Source organism: Geodermatophilus siccatus (genome assembly GCF_900103785.1).
GTDB classification, from domain to species: domain Bacteria; phylum Actinomycetota; class Actinomycetes; order Mycobacteriales; family Geodermatophilaceae; genus Geodermatophilus; species Geodermatophilus siccatus.
This window is the reverse complement of the sequence record NZ_FNHE01000012.1, coordinates 95,715-113,484: the sequence shown is the minus strand read 5'-3', so window position 1 is coordinate 113,484 and position 17,770 is coordinate 95,715. Positions and strand designations below refer to the sequence as shown.

The following is a 17,770-nucleotide window of genomic DNA, read 5'->3' as shown; positions in this document are numbered from 1 at the left end:
CGGGGCGGGGGGTTCCCCGAGGTGCTTGACCCCTGCAGCATCTCGGACCACGGGGAGCCGCCGCCGGGGCGGGGTCCCGTCGGCTCCCAGGAGGTTCCGCGTGTCCCAGGCGACCACTCCCACCCGCTCCGCCCGCCACGCCGCGCCGCTGGTCCTGGCCCTCGGCATCGGCCTGCTCAGCGGCTGCTCCGGGGACGAGGGCGCCGCGGACGCCGCACCGTCGAGCAGCGCACCGTCCAGCAGCGCGGCCACGAGCAGCGCGGAGGCGAGCACCCCCGCGTCGTCCGCGCCCGCCACGAGTGCTCCCGCGGAGGCCGAGAGCGAGACGGTCGCCGTCACCGAGGGCGAGATGTTCATCGAGCTCTCGGAGGACTCCTTGGGCGCCGGCACCTACACCTTCGAGGTGACCAACACCGGCAACATGCCGCACGACTTCGTGGTCGAGCAGGACGGCGACGACGTGGTCGGCACCGACGTCCTCCAGCCGGGCGAGTCGACCACCCTCGAGGTCGACCTCGCGCCGGGCGACTACGTCTTCTACTGCTCCGTCGGCGCCCACCGGGCCGCCGGCATGGAGATGACGGTCACCGTCGCCTGAAGAAGGACCCCTGCCCCCCGCCGCGGGAGTACGAGCGGCGGGGGGCAGAGGGGTCCTTTCTCAGTTGCCGCTGGCGAAGGCCGCGTCGAAGGCGGCTGCCGGCGGGTCGAAGGCCAGCCGGCGCACGAACGCCAGCGCCTCGGGAGCGCCCACCAGGCGGTCCATGCCGGCGTCCTCCCACTCGACCGAGATCGGCCCGTCGTAGCCGATGGTGTTGAGCATCCGGAAGCAGGCCTCCCACGGGACGTCGCCGTGGCCGGTGGACACGAAGTCCCAGCCGCGCCGCGGGTCGGCCCAGGGCAGGTGCGAGCCCATCCGGCCGTTGCGGCCGTTGCCCACCTGCTTCTTCGCGTCCTTGCAGTCGACGTGGTAGATCCGGTCCTTGAAGTCCCAGATGAACGAGACCGGGTCGAGGTCCTGCCACACGAAGTGGCTCGGGTCCCAGTTCAGCCCGAAGGCCTCGCGGTGGCCGATGGCCTCCATGGTGCGGACCGTCGTCCAGTAGTCGTAGGCGATCTCCGACGGGTGGACCTCGTGCGCGAAGCGGACGCCGACCTCGTCGAAGACGTCGAGGATCGGGTTCCAGCGCGCGGCGAAGTCGGCGTAGCCGTCCTCGACCATCGACTCGGGCACCGGCGGGAACATCGCGACGGTCTTCCAGATCTTGGACCCGGTGAAGCCGACGACGGTGTCCACGCCGAGCTTCGCGGCCGCCCGGGCGGTCGTCTTCATCTCCTCCGCCGCCCGCTGCCGGACGCCCTCGGGGTCGCCGTCCCCCCAGACGCGCGGGTGCACCATGCCGCGGTGCCGCTCGTCGATCGGGTCGTCGCAGACGGCCTGGCCGTTGAGGTGGTTGGAGATGGCCCAGACCCTCAGGCCGTACTTGTCCAGCAGGGCGAGGCGCTCCTGGACGTAGGAGTCGTCGGTGGCGGCACGCTCGACGTCGAGGTGGTCACCCCAGCAGGCGATCTCCAGGCCGTCGTAGCCCCACTCGGAGGCGAGCCGGGCCACCTCCTCGAAGGGCAGGTCGGCCCACTGGCCGGTGAACAGGGTGACGGGACGGGGCATGTCGGGGTCCTCCTGGGTCAGATCTCGGTCCACACGGAGCGGGCGGCGGCGCTGCGCTCGACGGCGTCGAGCACCCGCTGCACCTGCAGCCCGTCGGCGAAGGACGGCGTCGGGTCCTCGCCCTTGGCGATGGCGGTGACCAGGTCGACGACCTGGTGGGTGAAGCCGTGCTCGTAGCCCAGACCGTGCCCGGCCGGCCACCAGGCGCCGACGTAGGGGTGGTCGGGCTCGGTGACGACGATGCGGCGGAAGCCCGCGGTCGCGGCCGGCTCGTCGCCGTCGTAGAAGTGCAGGACGTTCATGTCCTCGAAGTCGAAGGCCAGGCTGCCGCGCGAGCCGTTGACCTCGATCCGGATGGCGTTCTTGCGGCCGAGGGCGAACCGGGTCGCCTCGAAGCTGGCCAGCGCCCCGCCGTCGAACCGGCCGAGGAACACCGCGGCGTCGTCCACCGTGACCGTGCCCATCCCCTCGCCGGCGACGCCGGACAGCGACCCGGCCGACGCCGGCAGCGGCCGCTCCTTGACGAAGGTCTCCAGCAGCGCGCTGACGCCGGTGAGCCGCTGCCCGGTGATGTGCTGGGTGAGGTCGACGATGTGCGCGCCGATGTCGCCGAGCGCGCCCGAGCCGGCCCGTTCCTTCTGCAGCCGCCACGACATCGGCGCGGCCGGGTCGGCGATCCAGTCCTGCAGGTACTGGGCGCGCACGTGCCGGATCTCGCCGAGCCGGCCCTGCGCGACCAGCTCGCGCGCCAGGCCGATCGCCGGCACCCGGCGGTAGGTGAAGCCGACCATCGAGCGCACGCCGCGGGCCGCGGCGCGGGCGGCGGCCTCGGCCATCGCCTCGGCTTGCGCCACGGTGTTGGCCAGCGGCTTCTCGCAGAGCACGTGCTTGCCGGCCTCGAGCGCGGCGATCGCGATCTCGGCGTGGGTGTCGCCCGGCGTGCAGACGTCGACGAGGTCGACGTCGTCGCGCTCCAGCACGCGGCGCCAGTCGGTCTCGACCGAGGACCAGCCCAGCCGCTCCGCGGCATCGGCGACGCGGACGGCGTCCCGGCCGGCCAGCACGGTGAGCCGGGGACGCATCGGCAGGTCGAAGAAGTGGGGGGCGGTGCGCCAGGCCTGCGAGTGCGCGGCGCCCATGAAGGCGTAGCCGATCAGGCCGACGCCGAGGGTCGGGGGCATGCGGTCTCCTCACCGGAGCCGCCGGGGGACGGCGCGCCGTCCCCCGGCGGTCCCGTGTCAGCGGGTCAGGACTCGAACGCGGCGTCGATGTACTGGTCGACGTTGTCGGCGGTCACGACCGGGGCGTCGAGCACGATCCGCTGGGGCACGCCCTGCGAGGCGAGGTCGGACAGGCTCTTGCCCTGCACGAGCAGCCGGGCGAGCGCGATCCCGTCCGCGGCCTGGGTGTGCGGGTAGATGACGGTCGCCTCGAGCACCGACTGGCCGCCCTGGATCTCGCGCATGGCGTTCGCCGAGCCGGCACCGCCGACCATGAAGAACTCGTCGCGGCCGGCGTTGGTGATGGCGGCCAGGACGCCGACGCCCTGGTCGTCGTCGTGGTTCCAGATGGCGTCGATCTGCGGCGCGGCCTGCAGCAGGTTGGCCGCGGTCCGCTCCCCGCCCTCGACGGTGAAGTCCGCCGCCACGCGGTTGTCCACGTTGAGGCCGCACTCGGCCAGCGCGTCGGCGAAGCCCTGGCTGCGGTCCTGCGTCAGCGGCAGCGAGTCGATGCCGGCGATCTCCGCGACGACCGCGTCGGGCTGGTCGCCCAGCTTCGTGCAGATGTACTGGCCGGCCGAGACGCCCATGCCGTAGTTGTCGCCGAGGACGGTGGCCTGGGCGGCGAACGGGCTGTTGAACTCGCGGTCGACGTTGATGACCGGGATGCCGGCCTCCATGGCCCGCAGGGCGACGGGGGTCAGTGCGGCGCCGTCGAAGGGCAGCAGCACGATGGCGTCGACGCCCTCGTTGATGAAGGTCTCGACCTGGCTGATCTGGGTGCTGACGTCGTTGGTGCCCTCGGCGACGGAGAGCTCGACGTCCTCGTAGCGGTCGGCCTCGGCCTGCGCGGCCTGGCTGATGCCGGCCATCCAGCCGTGGTCGGCGGCCGGCGCGGAGAAGCCGATGCGCACCGTCTCGCCGGCCTCGTCGTTGGGGCTGGCGGCCTCGCCGCCACCGCCGCCTCCGCCGCCGGATGCCTCGGGGGTGTTGCTCGTGCAGCCGGCGACCAGGACGCCGGCGCCGAGAACGGCGAGCGCGGTCGACGTGACACGACGGAACGGGCGCTGCCTCGCTGCAGACATGTTCTCTCCTCGTTGATCGCCTCCCTGGCAGTCGTCGGCCAGGTGGTGGGTCGTGCGGGTGGTGCCGGTCCGGGACGGGTGCCGTCCCGGACCGCGTCAGGGGCGGTCGGTCGTCGCGCCGGGTGCGGGGCCGCCGGGACCGCCGGGCGTCGCGCCGCCGGAGACCGTGCCGGCCGCACCGGCCGGCGCGGGCGGGCTGCCGGCGCCCGCCCCCCGGCCGAGCCGGCCGAGGCTGAACGAGCCGGTCGCCAGCCGCATCTGCAGCAGGACGGCGACCACGATGATCACGCCGCGCGCGACCGCCTGGGCGGAGCTGGACAGGTTGTTCAGCGTGAAGACGTTGCCGAGCGTGGTGAAGATCAGCACGCCGAGGACGGTGCCGACGATGGTGCCGCGGCCGCCGATGAGCAGGGTGCCGCCGATGACCACCGCGGCGATCGCGTCGAGCTCGTAGAGCGTGCCGTGGGTGGAGCTGCCGGTGGTCGTCCGGGCCATGAGCATGACCGCGGCGATGCCGCAGGTGACGCCGGAGAGCACGTAGAGCCACATGGTGTGCCGCTGCACCCGGATGCCGGCCAGCCGCGCGGCCTCGGCGTTGCCGCCGACGGCGAAGGTGCGCCGGCCGAACGTCGTCCGGTTGAGCAGCACCCACCCGGCGACGGCGACCAGCGCGAAGATGACCACGAGCGTCGGGACGCCGAGGACGTCGCCGGAGAAGAAGGCGAGGAAGTCCCGGTCCTGCACGATCTGGGTGCGCCGGTTGGCGATGATCTCGGCCAGGCCGCGGGCGGCCGCCAGCATGGCGAGCGTCGCGATGAAGGCCACGAGCTTGCCGTAGGCGATGACGACCCCGTTGACCAGCCCGCACCCGGCGCCCACCAGGAGCGCGGTGACCACCATGACGATCCAGTGGAAGTCCGCCGCCATCGCCTGGGTGGCCAGCGTCGTGGCCCACACCGAGGACAGCGCCACGATCGCGCCGACCGAGAGGTCGATGCCGCCGCCGATGATCACGAACGTCATGCCGACGCTGACCACGCCGATCACCGCGGCCAGTCGCAGGATCGTCAGCACGTTGTCGACGGCGAGGAAGCGGTCGGGGGCGGTGGCGGTGCCGACGATGCAGAGCACCGCCAGGGCGACGACGAGGCCGAGGTTGCGGCCCACGGGGCCGGCGAGGAACCCCGCCCCGCTGCGGCGCCCCGCCGTGCCGGAGGGCTGCCGGGGGGCGTCCGTCCCCGTCGCCACGGTCGTGCTGCTCATGCCACGTCCCCTTCGCGCTGTGCGTGTGCGGCGCCGTGGGCGGCCGCGTCCTCCATGACCAGGTCGAGCACCCGGTGCTCGTCGAGCGCGCCGGCCGGTTCCTCCGCCAGCACGCGGCCGTCGCCGATGACCAGCACCCGGTCGGCCAGACCGAGCACCTCGGGGATCTCGCTGGAGACCACGACGACGGCCACGCCGCGGTCGGCCAGCTCGCGGATCAGCGCGTACATCTCCGAGCGGGCGCCGACGTCCACGCCGCGGGTCGGCTCGTCGAGCAGCAGCACCCGGCAGTCGCGCAGCAGCCAGCGCGCCAGCACGACCTTCTGCTGGTTGCCGCCCGACAGCGTCCGGACCTCCCGGTCGACGTCGGCCGGCCGGACCTCGAGCGCGGTCACCTGCTGCCGGGCCGCCTCGGCCTCGGCGGACCGGGAGAGGAAGCCGGCGCGGGTGAACCGGGCCAGGCTCGACAGGCTGATGTTGCGCGCGACCGACTCCCCCAGCAGCAGGCCCTGGCTCTTGCGCTCCTCGGGGGCCAGGCCGACTCCGGCGGCGACCGCGGCGGCGACGTCCCCCGGGCGCAGCCGCCGTCCGCCGACCCGCACCGTGCCCGACGTCGGGCGGCGGGCGCCGTAGACGGTCTCGAGGATCTCCGAGCGGCCGGAGCCGACCAGGCCGGCGAGGCCCACGACCTCGCCCGGGCGGACGGTGAAGGAGACGTCGGCGAAGGAGCCGCGCAGCCCCAGCCCCTCGACCTCGAGCAGCGGGGCGGCGTCGGGGTCCGGGTGCTCCCGCCGCTCGGGGAAGACGTACTCGATGTCCCGGCCGGTCATCAGGGTGATGACCTCGCGGGTGCCGGTCTCGCGGGCGGGCAGGCCGGTGGCGACGGTGCGGCCGTCCTTGAGGACGGTGATCCGGTCGCCGACCTCGCGGATCTCCTCGAGCCGGTGGGAGATGTAGACGACGGCGACGTCGTGCGCGGTGAGGTCGCGGATCACCCCGAACAGCCGCTCGACCTCCTCGCTGTCCAGGACGGCCGACGGCTCGTCCATGATGATCAGCTTCGCGTCCTGCGAGAGGGCCCGGGCGATGCTGACCATCTGCTGGGCGGCCGCCGGCAGGGAGCCGACCTCGGCGGTGGGCCGGATGTCGGCGTGGCCGAGGCGCTCCAGCAGCCGGGCGGCGGCGCGGTTGGCCGAGGACGGCCGGGTCACGCCCAGCCGCGCGTGCTCCCGGCCGAGGAAGACGTTGTCGGCGACGGTGAGGCCGGCGACCAGGTCGAGCTCCTGGTAGATCGTCGCGATCCCGAGCGACATGGCCGCCTGCGGGTCGTTGAGCCGCACCGGCTCGCCGCGCCAGCTGATCCGGCCGGCGTCGGGCTGGTGCGCCCCGGCCAGCACCTTGATGAGGGTCGACTTGCCGGCGCCGTTCTGGCCGAGCAGGCAGTGCACCTCCCCCGCACGGACGTCGAGGTCGACGCCGTCGAGCGCCCGGACACCGGGGAAGGACTTGACGACGCCGTGCACCTCCAGCAGCGGAGGCCCACCCGACGGCGAGGGGAACGAGGACATCGGCACCACCCAGACTTCTGCTCAACGCTGACCATTAGTCGGCTGAGGCGGAAACATAAGGGCGGTGCTGCATGTGGTCAAGGCCACGCACCCGGGGTTGCCGAAACGAGACCGATGGCCTGGCGGTCCGCCGGACCGCACCGAGGGACCCGGGCAGGCGCGACGCAGCGGCTCGACGCGCCAGGGGGACGGAACCTGGCCGCGGCATCAGGTGGGCCGCCCTGCGGGGCGGCGCGAGGAGTGGGGGCCGGAGGCTCCCGCGATCGAGTGCCGGGGAGGGCTCAGCGGCAGCCGGGGACGGCTCCTGGCCGCGGTGCGGTCCGGCCGGACCGCAGTGTCACCGCGGTGCGGTCCGGCCGGACCGCAGTGTCACCGCGGTGCGGTCCGGCCGGACCGCAGTGTCACCGCGCGAGGGTCTGCTCGACCGACTCCTCGTCGAGGAAGCCCTCGATGGCCATGAGGGCGGCGCCGACCCGGCCGGAGAGCTCCGGAGCCGCGCTGACGGTGATCTCCAGCGCGCGGGCGGCCAGCGGCATCGAACGCCGGTAGACCGACTCGCGGATCCCGGCCAGCAGCGGGACGCCGGCCTGCGCCACACCGCCGGTGATGACGATGCGGTGGGGGTTGAAGAAGTTGACCAGGGCCGCGAGCACCGTGCCGAGCGTGCGACCCGCCTCGCGGACCAGTTCGATCGCCGCGCCGTCACCCTGCGCCGCGCGCTCCACGACCTCGCGGGTGGTGCCGACCGGCAGCCCCGCCGCCACGGCGTCGCGCAGCAGCGCGCCACCGCCGGCGAGCGCCTCGAGGCAGTTCTCCTGCCCGCAGCGGCAGGTCACCACCCGCCCGTCGGGCGTGCTCACGTGGATGTGCCCGATGTCCCCGGCGCTGCCCTGCGCGCCGCGGTAGACCCGGCCGTCGACGATCACGCCGCAGCCGATGCCCGTGCCGACCTTGACCACGAGCACGTCCTGCGCCGACCCGGCGGCGCCCATCTCCCCCAGCGCCATGACGTTGACGTCGTTGTCGACGTAGACCGGGCACTCGTAGCGGCCGAACGCGCTCGGGATCGGGAAGTCGTGCCAGCCCGGCATGATCGGCGGGTGGGAGGGGCGCCCGCTGGAGTGCTCCACCGGCCCGGGGACGCCGACGCCCACGGCGCAGACGTCGGCCGGCTCCAGATCGGCCTCGGCGAGGACCAGCTGGGCCAGCCGGTCGACCTCGGCCAGCACCGGGCCGGGTCCCTCGGCGATGTCGATCGGGTGGCCGATGGTGGCCAGGATCTCCGCCGAGAGGTCGGTGACGGCGACGTCGACGCTGGTCACGCCCAGGTCCACCGCGAGCACGCACCCGGCGCGGCTGTTGAACCGCAGCAGGGTCGGCGGCCGGCCGCCGGTGCTCCAGCCGCGTCCGCCCTCGGCGAGCAGGTTGGCCGCGATCAGCTGGTCGACGCGGGCGCTGACGGTGTTCCGCGAGGCGCCGGTCAGCGCGACCAGCTCGGCCCGGCTGCGCGCGCGACCGGTGCGGACGTGCCGCAGCAGCGCGCCGGCCGAGGCGGAGGAGTGGGCCACGTGCACATCGTGTCACGCAGCGGCCACCGGCCCGGGTGCCCGAGCCGATCAGGCGCCGGGCCGGAGCTCCCCTGCGCCCGTCCGGCCGGCTGCCTCGCGCAGCAGCGCCGCGACCTGCTCGGGGTGGCTCATGGGGGTCAGGTGGGCCGCCCCGGCGATCTCGGCGAGCCGGCCGTCCGGGGCGGCGGTCGCCACGGCCGCGGCCCAGTCGTGCGGGCAGAGCCGGTCGCGCACGCCGCGGACGACGGTCACCGGCACCCCGACCGTCCTCAGCCGGGCGTCGATCCGGTCGGGTGAGGCCACGGCCCACAGCTGCCGCATCGCCCGCGGCCCGGTGCGCAGCCACTGCGGCAGCGCCAGCAGCGCCTGCGGCCACCGTTCCTCGACCGCCGTCGCCATCCACCGCCGGACCAGCCCCGCGGCCGACCGCAGCCGCGGGTCGGTGGTGGGCCCGAGCAGCACGAGTCCGGCGACCCGGGGGTCGTCGGCCGCGGCGGCGGCCACCTGGCAGCTCTGCGAGTGGCCGACCAGCAGCACCGGCCCCTCGCCGAGCCGGGCACGCAGCCTGGCCGCGAGCTCCTCGAGCGGCGGCACCGGCCCCGGCAGCCCCACCCCCGGCAGCAGGACGACGTCGGCGGGCACCAGGTCCCGCAGCCGGGCCGAGGAGCGCTCGTCGAGCCCGAGTCCGGGGACGAGGACCGGCCGGGTTCCGGGTTTCGGCACCCAACCGGTCTACCGCGCGGCTGCGTGAGGCGCTCACCAGCGGGTAGGACGGCGCTCTGTGATCTGGATCGCTCCGAGGCGTCCGCGCTCGGGGACACCGAGGTGGGAGACTGATTCATCATGACGACATCACCTGTGACCGACCCCGTCGGCGCCTCCTCGTCCGGTCGGCCCAGGGTCGTCATCGTCGGCTCCGGCTTCGGTGGGCTGTTCGCCGCCAAGGCGCTCAAGCGGGCCCCCGTCGACGTCACCGTCATCGGCAAGACGAGCCACCACCTCTTCCAGCCGCTGCTGTACCAGGTGGCCACCGGCATCCTCTCCGAGGGCGAGATCGCGCCGGCCACCCGCGAGATCCTGCGGCACCAGGAGAACGCCCGCGTCGTCCTCGGCGAGGTCACCGACATCGACCTGGCCGCCCGCACGGTCACCTCGACCATCCTGGGCCGCACCACGGTGCACCCCTACGACGAGCTGATCGTCGCCGCCGGCGCCGGGCAGTCCTACTTCGGCAACGACCGCTTCGCCGAGTTCGCGCCCGGCATGAAGAGCATCGACGACGCCCTGGAGCTGCGCGGCCGCATCTTCGGCGCCTTCGAGCTCGCCGAGCTCGCCACGGACCCGGCCGAGCGCGACCGGCTGCTCACCTTCGTCGTGGTGGGCGCCGGCCCGACGGGCGTGGAGATGGCCGGTCAGATCGCCGAGCTGGCGCACCGCACCCTGCGCCGCGACTTCCGCACCATCGACCCGACGCAGGCCCGGGTGATCCTGCTGGACGCCGCTCCGCAGGTGCTGCCGCCGTTCGGCGAGAAGCTCGGCGACCGCGCCCGCCGGCACCTCAACCAGATCGGCGTCGAGGTCCAGCTCGGCGCGATGGTCACCGACCTGGACGCCAACGGCCTGGAGGTCAAGGACCGCGACGGGCAGGTCCGCCGCATCCAGGCAGCCACCAAGGTCTGGGCGGCCGGTGTCCAGGCCAGCCCGCTGGGCCGGCTGCTCGGCGAGCAGTCCGGCGCCGAGGTCGACCGCGCCGGACGCATCGCCGTTCAGCCCGACCTCACCCTCCCCGGGCACCCCGAGGTGCACGTCATCGGCGACATGGCCAACCACCCGGACCGGCTGCCCGGCGTCGCGCAGGTGGCCATCCAGGGCGGCCGGTACGCCGCCGAGGCGATCACCCGGCGGATCGCCGGCCGGGAGCCGCAGAAGCCGTTCCACTACCAGGACAAGGGCAACATGGCGACGATCTCCCGCTTCTCCGCCGTCGCCGACATCAAGAACCTCAAGTTCGAGGGCTTCTTCGCCTGGGTGCTGTGGCTGGTCGTGCACCTGATGTACATCGTGGGCTTCAAGAGCCGGGTGACCGCGGTGCTGCACTGGATGGTCAGCTTCCTCGGCCGCGGCCGCGCCGAGCGGGTGGCCACCCAGCAGCAGGTGTACGGGCGGCTGGCGCTGGAGGCGCTCGGGTCGGAGTTCGCGGTGTCCAAGACCGGCGGGCCGAAGGACGCCATGGCCCCGGCGACGGACCTGACCGAACGCCGCTCCGCGTAGCGGCCCGGACGATCAGCTCAGCTCACCGACCCGGGTCCTGGCTCACCCCGGGTGGTGAGCCAGGACCTGGCGGGATCAGCTCACCTGAGCATCAGCACCGCGGCTCAGCCGTACGCGCCCAGCCAGAGGGTGAGGGCGGCGGCCACGTCCCCGGGCCGGACGACGTGGCCGCCGTCGAACTCCTCGTAGGTGACGTCGTACCCGCCGGTGTCGAGCTCGTGGGCCAGCCGTCGTCCGCACCGCGCGACGGGCAGCACGCGGTCGTCGGTGCCGTGCGAGATCCAGATCCGCGGCCGGCCGACCCGCCGCGGCGGGACGGCAAACCCCGGCGAGAAGGCGAGCACCGCCTCGGCGAGGTCGCCGTTGGCCAGCCCGAGGCTGAGCGCGTACGAGGCGCCGTCGGAGAAGCCGCCGAACGCCACCCCGGTGACCGCCTGGCGGGCGAAGACCTGCTCGAGGGCGGCGTCCAGCACCGCGACGTCCCGGCCGAGACCGCCGGCGACGAGGTCCCAGGTGGCGGCGACCGACGACGGGGCGAGCACCAGCGCGTCGCGGGCGGTGGCCGGCTCCCCGACCAGACCCACCGACTGCGCCGCCGTCCCGCCCGCGCCGTGGAAGAACACCAGCAGCGGCCGCGGCCGGGGCCGCCCCTCCGGGACGACGAGCTGCGCCTGCGCGTGCGGTCCCAGCTCCAGGGTGCGGGTGCCCGGTGGGTACGGCGCCGCGGCCGGCGCGGGCACCGGGCGGGCGTCGAGCCGCCCCTCTGCGGCGTGCGGGAGCGCCACCGCTAGACCGCGTGCGCCAGCGGCGGCACGTGCTCGTCGGCCCGCTCGAGGTGCAGCGGCTGCAGGGGCGAGGTGTCCTCCAGGTACAGGAAGGCGTCGTAGCGCTCCCCCAGCACGGTCGGCACGTAGTTCCCCCACTTCTCCCGCTCGGGCCGGTAGACGACGCCGATCGCCCGGTGGTCCAGCCGGCGCTCGAGCTCGGCCGGCCGGGAGCCGTCGCGCGACCAGACGAGCAGCGCGTCGCGGCCGACCTCCTCGTGCAACAGCGCCTCCAGGCTGCCGGGCCGGGCCTCGGGCACCGGCATCCGCTGCATCTGCCCGCCCCACTCGCTCCCGGCGATGACGCCGCCGCGGTACCCGCCGAAGCCCACCAGGACGACGTCGTCGACGCCGTGCCGCTCGCGCAGCAGCTGCCCGACGTTGGTCATGCCGGCGTCGGCCATGTCGGTGGCGCGGGCGTCCCCGATGTGGGTGTTGTGCTCCCAGACGACGGCCCTGGGCGGGTGGGGCCCCGTGCCGTGGTGGGCGAGCAGCCGGTCGAGGGTGTCCGCCATGTGCACGTCACGCACGTTCCACGACTCGGCCGAGCCCCGCACCATCGCGCGGTAGTAGCGCTCGGCGTCGACGACGACCGCGGCGTTCTGCTCGGCGGAGAAGCGCGCCTCGGGGTCGTCCTCGTCCGCCCGCCGCCCGCGCTCCTCGCACAGGTGGCGCAGCAGGTCGACGACGGCCTGCTCGCAGCTGGTCGGGGCGAAGCGGGAGGCGAAGGCGTACTCGGCGCCGTCCTCCCCGAAGGGCTCGAAGCAGCGCAGCGCCCGGAGCGCGGTCTCCGCGTGCTCGGGCTCGTTCTCCCGCAGCCAGCCCACGAGCTCGTGCATCGAGTCCCAGAGGCTGTAGACGTCCAGACCGTAGAAGCCGACCCGCTCGTCCTCCGGGCGCCCGGCGTTGACGTCGCGCAGCCAGCGGCAGAAGGCGACGACGTCGTCGTTGGCCCACATCCACGTCGGCCAGCGGGAGAAGGCGTCGAGGGCGTCGCGCGGGTCGGCGTCGGCACCCGGCCGCAGCTTGACCGACCGGTTGACGCGGTGGCAGTCGGGCCAGTCGCCCTCCACCGCGACGAAGCCGAAGCCGCGTTCGGTGATCAGCCGACGGGTCAGCGCGGCCCGCCAGGCGTAGTACTCGGAGGTGCCGTGGCTGGCCTCGCCGATCGCCACGATGCGCGCGTCGCCGACCCGCTCGAGCACCGGGTCGAGGTCGGCGGGGTCGCGCAGCGGCAGCGCCAGGTCCCGGACGCCGGTCATGGCCTACTCCGCGCCGCCCGGCTCGGCCATCTTCGCGTGGCCGGCGGACTTCAGCCGGTCCGGCAGCACGGAGTTGACCACGGCCTGGGCCTTGCTCAGTAGCGAGCCGCCGAGCACCTTGGTCTCGCCCTTCATCATCGCCTCGAAGCCCTGCCTCGCGACCTGGGCCGGGTCGTCCTTGGGACCCTGGCCGAGCTTCGTGTCCGTCAGGTCGCCGCGCTCGAAGAACTCGGTGTCGGTGGGGCCGGGCATCAGCGAGGTGACCGTCACCCCGGTGCCGCGCAGCTCGGTGTCCAGCGCCTCGGCGAACGACTGGACGAACGACTTCGAGGCGTTGTAGACCGCCTGGTACGGGCCGGGCATGGTCGAGGCGACCGACGAGGTGAACAGCACCCGGCCCTCCCCGCGCGCGGCCATGTCCCGGACCACGGACTTGGCCAGGACGACGGTCGAGCGGACGTTGAGGTCGATGATCGCCAGCTCGTCCTCGAGCGGGTTGTCCACGAACGGCCCGCCCTTCCCCACACCGGCGTTGAGCGCCGCCGCGGCCAGCGGGCGCCCCGTGGCCGTCACCGCGTCGTACACGGCCCGCGCGCCCTCGGCACCCCGCAGGTCGGCCTGCACCGCCTGCACCGTGGTGCCGGCGGCGCGCAGCTGCTCGGCGGCGGTCGTGAGCTCGGCGTCCTCGGCGTTGACCACGAGGTCGAAGCCGTGCTCGGCGAACTGGCGGGCCAGCTCGAGGCCGATGCCGCTCGAGGCGCCGGTGACGAGGGCGAGGGGTCGCGGTTCGGTCATGGCCGCCCCCTACCCCGGGAGGCCTCGTCTCACCCGATGCCGGCGACGCCGTCCCGCACGACCGCGGCGGCCACCGCCCGGCGGTCGTGGGTGGCGACCCAGGTGTCGCGCTGCCGGGTGGCCGACGTGCCGTGTGCCCACAGCCGGTCGAGCAGCGCGGCGACCTCGTCCTCCTCGTCGTGCGCGCGCAGGTCGTCGGCGAGCTCGGCGACCAGCGCGTCGACGGCGTGCCGCGCGGCGACGGGCTCGCCGCGCACCGGGTCGAACAGCTCGCCGCGCAGCCCGTCGCGGGCGGCCCGCCAGCGGGCGGCGCGCAGCAGCTCGGGGCGCGCCTCGGGGACCGGCTCGGCGCGCTCCGCGCGACCGGCGAGCACCCGCACCAGCGAGCGGACCAGCGCGGCGTGCAGGACGGCGGCGTCGAGGTCGGTGCAGACGTCGGCCAGCCGGAACTCCAGCGTCGGCCAGCGCGCGGACGGCCGCACGTCCCAGTACAGGTGCCGGCCGTCCTCGACGAGACCGGAGCGCACCAGCCCGTCGAGGACCTCGCGGAACCGCTGCTCGGTGCCCATCGGCTCCGGGGGCCCGGCGTTGGGCCAGTGCGACCACCACAGCGTGCGCCAGGACTCGTAGCCGGTGTCCGCGCCGTCGTGGAAGGGCGAGCTGCCGGTCATCGCGAGCAGCACCGGCAGGTGGGGGCGGGCGCGGTCCATCACCGCCACCGCCGTCCCGAGGTCGGGGACGCCGACGTGCACGTGGCAGCCGCAGATGTCCTGCCGGTCGGCCAGCCCGCCCCAGCGCTCGACCATCGCCTCGTACCGGGGTGCGCCGGTGATCCGCTGCTCGCGCCAGGTGCCGAAGGGGTGGGTGGAGGCGGGGAACGGCACCAGCCCGTCGCGGGCGGCGGCCGACACGGCCTCGGCGCGGGTGGCGGCCAGCTGGGCGCGCAGCTCGGCCAGCGTGGTGCAGACCCCGGTGGAGGTCTCCAGCTGCGTGGTGACGATCTCGGGGTGGACGTGCTCCCCCGCGTCGCCGGCGAGGGCGGCCCGCACGACCGTCGCGCTCGGGGTGAGCGCGAGGGTGTCGGGGTCGACGAGGTGGAACTCCTCCTCGACGCCGACGGTGGCCCCGGCGGTGGTCGGGGGCGGGTGGCCGGGAGGCACCGTCGGCCCGGTCACGGCTCGGCGTACCAGGCGAAGCCGAGCCCGGGGACGACGACCCGGCCGTCGCGCACCGGGAGGACGCCGTCGCTGCCGTGCACCTGCTCGAAGCTGCCGAAGCCGGTGACGGTGTCGGCGTCCACGGCCTGGGGCGACGGCGAGAAGTTGGCCAGCCCGACGAAGGCGCCGCTGCGCGGGTGCTTGCGCCGCCAGACCAGGACGGCGTCGCTGCCGGCGTCCACCACCGTCGACTCGACCCCGCCGCGCAGCGCCAGCTGCGCGCGGCGCACCTCGCCCAGCCGGCGGACCTCCTGCCACACCCGGCCCTCGAGGGTCGCCGGGTCGCGGCGGCGGGCGGCGGCGTCCCAGTCCATCGGCGGGCGGTGCATCCAGCGGTTGTCCGGGGCGAGCGCGGGGTCGGCCAGGTAGCCGGCGTCGTTGCGCAGGGCCAGCTCGTCGCCCATGTACAGCAGGGGGATCCCGCCGTACGCGTAGGCGACCGAGTACAGCAGCACCAGCCGGCGGACCCCGGCGTCCAGCGCGGCGTCGTCGCCGTCCGCGAGCGCGGCCTCGATGCCGCACAGGGACGCGGCGGAGCCGGAGACCCGGGCGTCGCCGGTGACCTCGTTCTCCTGGAACAGCGCGCCCCGGGCGAAGGAGCCGGGGAAGCGGCCGGCGTAGAAGTCGTTGAGGAAGCGGCGGTGCGCGAAGCCGTCGAGGCCGACCGCGGCGGCGTCCTCGTCGGCGACCGCCCAGCCGATGTCGTCGTGGCCGCGCACGTAGGTGCACCAGGTGGCGCTCGGCGGGATCGGCCGCATCCGGCGCAGCGACTGCCGGGCCAGCCGGACGTCGCCGGTGGCCAGGCTGCTCCACAGCAGCACCATGAGCTGGTTGTGGTAGGCCAGCTCGCACTCGGGCCGGTAGCGGTCGTGCCCGCCGAGGTAGCCCACGAGGTCGTCGGGCGAGACGATCGCCTCCGCCTTGAAGATGACTCCGGGGGCGGCCAGCCGGGTCAGCGCGTGCAGCAGCTGCAGCAGGCTGTGCCCCTCGGGCTGGTTCTGGCAGCTGGTGCCCAGCCGCTTCCACATGAACGGGACGGCGTCCATCCGGAAGACGTCGACGCCGCGGTTGGCCAGCCAGGTGATCTCCCCGAGCATCGCCAGGGTGACCTCGGGGTTGGCGTAGTCCAGGTCCCACTGGTACGGCCAGAACGTCGTCCAGACCCAGCCGCCCGCACCGCCGCAGGCCTCCGGCACCCAGCTGAACGAGCCCGGCGCCCGGTCGGGAAAGACCTCGGGGATCGTCGCGTCGTAGGCGTCGGGCAGCGTCCGGTCGGGGAAGGCCGTGTAGAAGCCGGCGTACGCGGGGTCGCCGGCCAGCCAGCCCTGCGCCCAGGCGTGCTCGCGGGCGGTGTGGTTGAGCACCAGGTCGATGCACAGCGCCATGCCCCGGTCGTGCAGCGCCGTGGCGACCTCCTCGAGGTCGGCCATCGTGCCCAGCCGGGGGTCGACCGCGCGGTAGTCCGCCACCGCGTAGCCGCCGTCGTTCTCCCCCGGCCGCGGCTGCAGCAGCGGCATGAGGTGCAGGTAGGTGGTGCCGAGCTCGGCGAGGTGGTCGAGGTGTTCCGGCAGCCGGTCGAGGGTGCCGCAGAACCGGTCCACGTAGCAGACGTAGCCCTGCACGCGGGAGCGCTGGAACCACGCCGGGTCGACCTCGCGGCGCCGGTCGATGCGGCGCAGCTGCTCGGGGCGCTCGACCGCGGCGGCCAGGGCGGTGCGCAGCGCGCGGGCGAGGAGCTCGTCGGCCGCCTCCCCGTAGAGGGTGGCCAGCGGCTCGTGGACGTCGTGGAGCGCGAGGTCGGCGCGGGCGAGGAACGCATCGCCCTCGGCCGGGCCCAGGGCCGCGACGGCCTCGGCCGCCACCTCCGGCCGCAGCTGCTGCCACGCCTGCTCCGCCGCTGCTCGGCGCACCGCCGCGGGGATGATCGCCGGGATCGTCACCGGGCCAGTATCGGGCCGCCGTTCGCCCACGGCATGACCGCTCCCACAGGTCTCCGCCCGGGGGTTCACTGGACGTGTAATCGCGTAATCGAGGAGGTGCGCCATGGGCGTGCTGCCGGAGCCGGACACCTCGCGCCCCGTCGACGAGGCGGCGCTGGACGCCTACTCGCAGGTGGTCACCGCCGTCGCCGCCGAGCTCACCCCGCACGTCGCCGCGCTGCAGGTGACCGCGCCCGGGGGCGGCGGTGGCGCGGGCTCGGCGGTCGTCGTCCCGGGCGAGGGGCTGATGCTGACCAACGCCCACGTCGTCGGGCGGTCCCGCACAGGGAGGGCGGTGTTCGCCGACGGCAGCGAGACCGCGGTCGACGTCGTGGGCGCCGACCCGCTGTCGGACCTCGCCGTCGTCCGGGCGCGGGACGCCACTCCCCCGCCGGCGCAGCTCGGGGACGCCGCGACCCTGCGGGTCGGCCAGCTGGTGGTCGCGGTCGGCAACCCGCTGGGGCTGGCCGGCTCGGTGACCGCGGGCGTGGTCAGCGGTCTGGGCCGGTCGCTGCCCACCCGCGACGGGCGCACCGCCCGCGTGGTGGAGGACGTCATCCAGACCGACGCCGCGCTCAACCCCGGCAACTCCGGCGGGGCGCTGGCCGACTCCGCCGGCCGGGTGGTCGGGGTCAACACCGCCGTCGCCGGCTGGGGGCTGGGCCTCGCGGTGCCGGTCAACGACACCACCCGGCGGATCGTCGACGCGCTGGTGCGCGACGGCCGGGTGCGCCGCGCCTACCTCGGCCTGGTCAGCACGCCCGCTCCGCTGCCGGCGGCGCTGGCCGAGCGCACGGGGCGGCGGCGGGGGCTGCGGATCGTCGACGTCGTCCCCGGCTCACCGGCCGACCGGGCCGGGCTCAAGGCCGGTGACCTGGTGCTCGAGGCGGGACGGCGACCGGTCGCCGAGGCGCAGAGCCTGCAGCGGCTGCTGTTCGACGAGGCGATCGGCCGGCCCCTGCCGGTGACCGTGCACCGCCGCGGGGCGATGGTCGACGTCATCACCGTGCCGACCGAACTCACCGGCGGGTGACGGCCGACACCGGAGGGTG

Annotated in this window: 15 protein-coding genes; 3 read left to right on the top strand and 12 right to left on the bottom strand. The window is 74.8% G+C overall.

What is annotated here, in order from left to right; translation table 11 throughout:
- Positions 1 to 100 precede the first annotated feature (100 nt).
- Positions 101 to 598: a plastocyanin/azurin family copper-binding protein gene (locus tag BLS21_RS20220; protein ID WP_091222781.1), complete on the top strand. Its 498-nt coding sequence runs from the start codon at positions 101 to 103 to the stop codon at positions 596 to 598.
- A 60-nt stretch (positions 599 to 658) separates the two neighbouring features.
- On the opposite strand, the gene BLS21_RS20215 is transcribed toward BLS21_RS20220, so the two are convergent.
- The 7 genes from BLS21_RS20215 to BLS21_RS20185 all read right to left on the bottom strand — a co-directional run bounded on the left by BLS21_RS20215 (position 659) and on the right by BLS21_RS20185 (position 9,093).
- A complete protein-coding gene (locus BLS21_RS20215) occupies positions 659 to 1,666 on the bottom strand; it encodes a sugar phosphate isomerase/epimerase family protein (protein ID WP_091222778.1) in 1,008 nt (335 codons plus the stop codon).
- Between the two features lie 17 nt (positions 1,667 to 1,683).
- Positions 1,684 to 2,847, bottom strand: a complete 1,164-nt coding sequence (locus tag BLS21_RS20210) for a Gfo/Idh/MocA family protein (RefSeq protein WP_091222775.1) — start codon at positions 2,845 to 2,847, stop codon at positions 1,684 to 1,686.
- Positions 2,848 to 2,912: 65 nt separating this feature from the next.
- Entirely contained in the window at positions 2,913 to 3,971 is a 1,059-nt protein-coding gene (locus BLS21_RS20205; RefSeq protein WP_091222773.1) for a substrate-binding domain-containing protein, read from the bottom strand.
- Between the two features lie 96 nt (positions 3,972 to 4,067).
- Positions 4,068 to 5,234 (bottom strand): ABC transporter permease, encoded by a 1,167-nt coding sequence (locus tag BLS21_RS20200; RefSeq protein WP_091222770.1) that lies wholly within the window; start codon positions 5,232 to 5,234, stop codon positions 4,068 to 4,070.
- Positions 5,231 to 6,802 (bottom strand): sugar ABC transporter ATP-binding protein, encoded by a 1,572-nt coding sequence (locus BLS21_RS20195; protein WP_091222768.1) that lies wholly within the window; start codon positions 6,800 to 6,802, stop codon positions 5,231 to 5,233. Before BLS21_RS20195 ends, BLS21_RS20200 begins: the two co-directional genes overlap by 4 nt.
- 401 nt (positions 6,803 to 7,203) lie before the next feature.
- On the bottom strand, positions 7,204 to 8,370 hold the full coding sequence (locus tag BLS21_RS20190; RefSeq protein ID WP_091222763.1) for an ROK family protein: 1,167 nt from the start codon (positions 8,368 to 8,370) through the stop codon (positions 7,204 to 7,206).
- Positions 8,371 to 8,418: 48 nt separating this feature from the next.
- A complete protein-coding gene (locus tag BLS21_RS20185) occupies positions 8,419 to 9,093 on the bottom strand; it encodes an alpha/beta fold hydrolase (protein WP_091222761.1) in 675 nt (224 codons plus the stop codon).
- A 120-nt stretch (positions 9,094 to 9,213) separates the two neighbouring features.
- On the opposite strand from BLS21_RS20185, the gene BLS21_RS20180 reads away from it, so the two are divergent.
- The gene (locus tag BLS21_RS20180; RefSeq protein ID WP_091222758.1) at positions 9,214 to 10,641 is read left to right on the top strand and encodes an NAD(P)/FAD-dependent oxidoreductase; all 1,428 of its coding nucleotides are present in this window, start codon (positions 9,214 to 9,216) and stop codon (positions 10,639 to 10,641) included.
- 104 nt (positions 10,642 to 10,745) lie between these two features.
- Here the strand turns inward: BLS21_RS20180 and BLS21_RS20175 are convergent, their stop codons facing one another.
- The 5 genes from BLS21_RS20175 to BLS21_RS20155 are packed head-to-tail and all read right to left on the bottom strand — an operon-like array spanning position 10,746 to position 16,679.
- Positions 10,746 to 11,426, bottom strand: coding sequence for an alpha/beta hydrolase (locus BLS21_RS20175; RefSeq protein WP_091222756.1), 681 nt, complete (start codon positions 11,424 to 11,426; stop codon positions 10,746 to 10,748).
- 2 nt (positions 11,427 to 11,428) lie between these two features.
- A complete protein-coding gene (locus BLS21_RS20170; RefSeq protein ID WP_091222753.1) occupies positions 11,429 to 12,727 on the bottom strand; it encodes an erythromycin esterase family protein in 1,299 nt (432 codons plus the stop codon).
- Positions 12,728 to 12,730: 3 nt separating this feature from the next.
- The gene (locus BLS21_RS20165) at positions 12,731 to 13,522 is read right to left on the bottom strand and encodes an SDR family NAD(P)-dependent oxidoreductase (RefSeq protein WP_091222750.1); all 792 of its coding nucleotides are present in this window, start codon (positions 13,520 to 13,522) and stop codon (positions 12,731 to 12,733) included.
- A gap of 29 nt (positions 13,523 to 13,551) precedes the next feature.
- A complete protein-coding gene (locus BLS21_RS20160) occupies positions 13,552 to 14,697 on the bottom strand; it encodes a carboxylate-amine ligase (protein ID WP_175479671.1) in 1,146 nt (381 codons plus the stop codon).
- Positions 14,694 to 16,679 (bottom strand): alpha-amylase family protein, encoded by a 1,986-nt coding sequence (locus BLS21_RS20155; RefSeq protein ID WP_245700614.1) that lies wholly within the window; start codon positions 16,677 to 16,679, stop codon positions 14,694 to 14,696. The genes BLS21_RS20160 and BLS21_RS20155 overlap by 4 nt, the downstream gene beginning before the upstream one ends.
- 103 nt (positions 16,680 to 16,782) lie before the next feature.
- Here BLS21_RS20155 and BLS21_RS20150 point away from each other — a divergent pair, with 103 nt between their 5' ends.
- Positions 16,783 to 17,751, top strand: coding sequence for a S1C family serine protease (locus BLS21_RS20150; RefSeq protein ID WP_091222742.1), 969 nt, complete (start codon positions 16,783 to 16,785; stop codon positions 17,749 to 17,751).
- Positions 17,752 to 17,770: the final 19 nt, after the last annotated feature.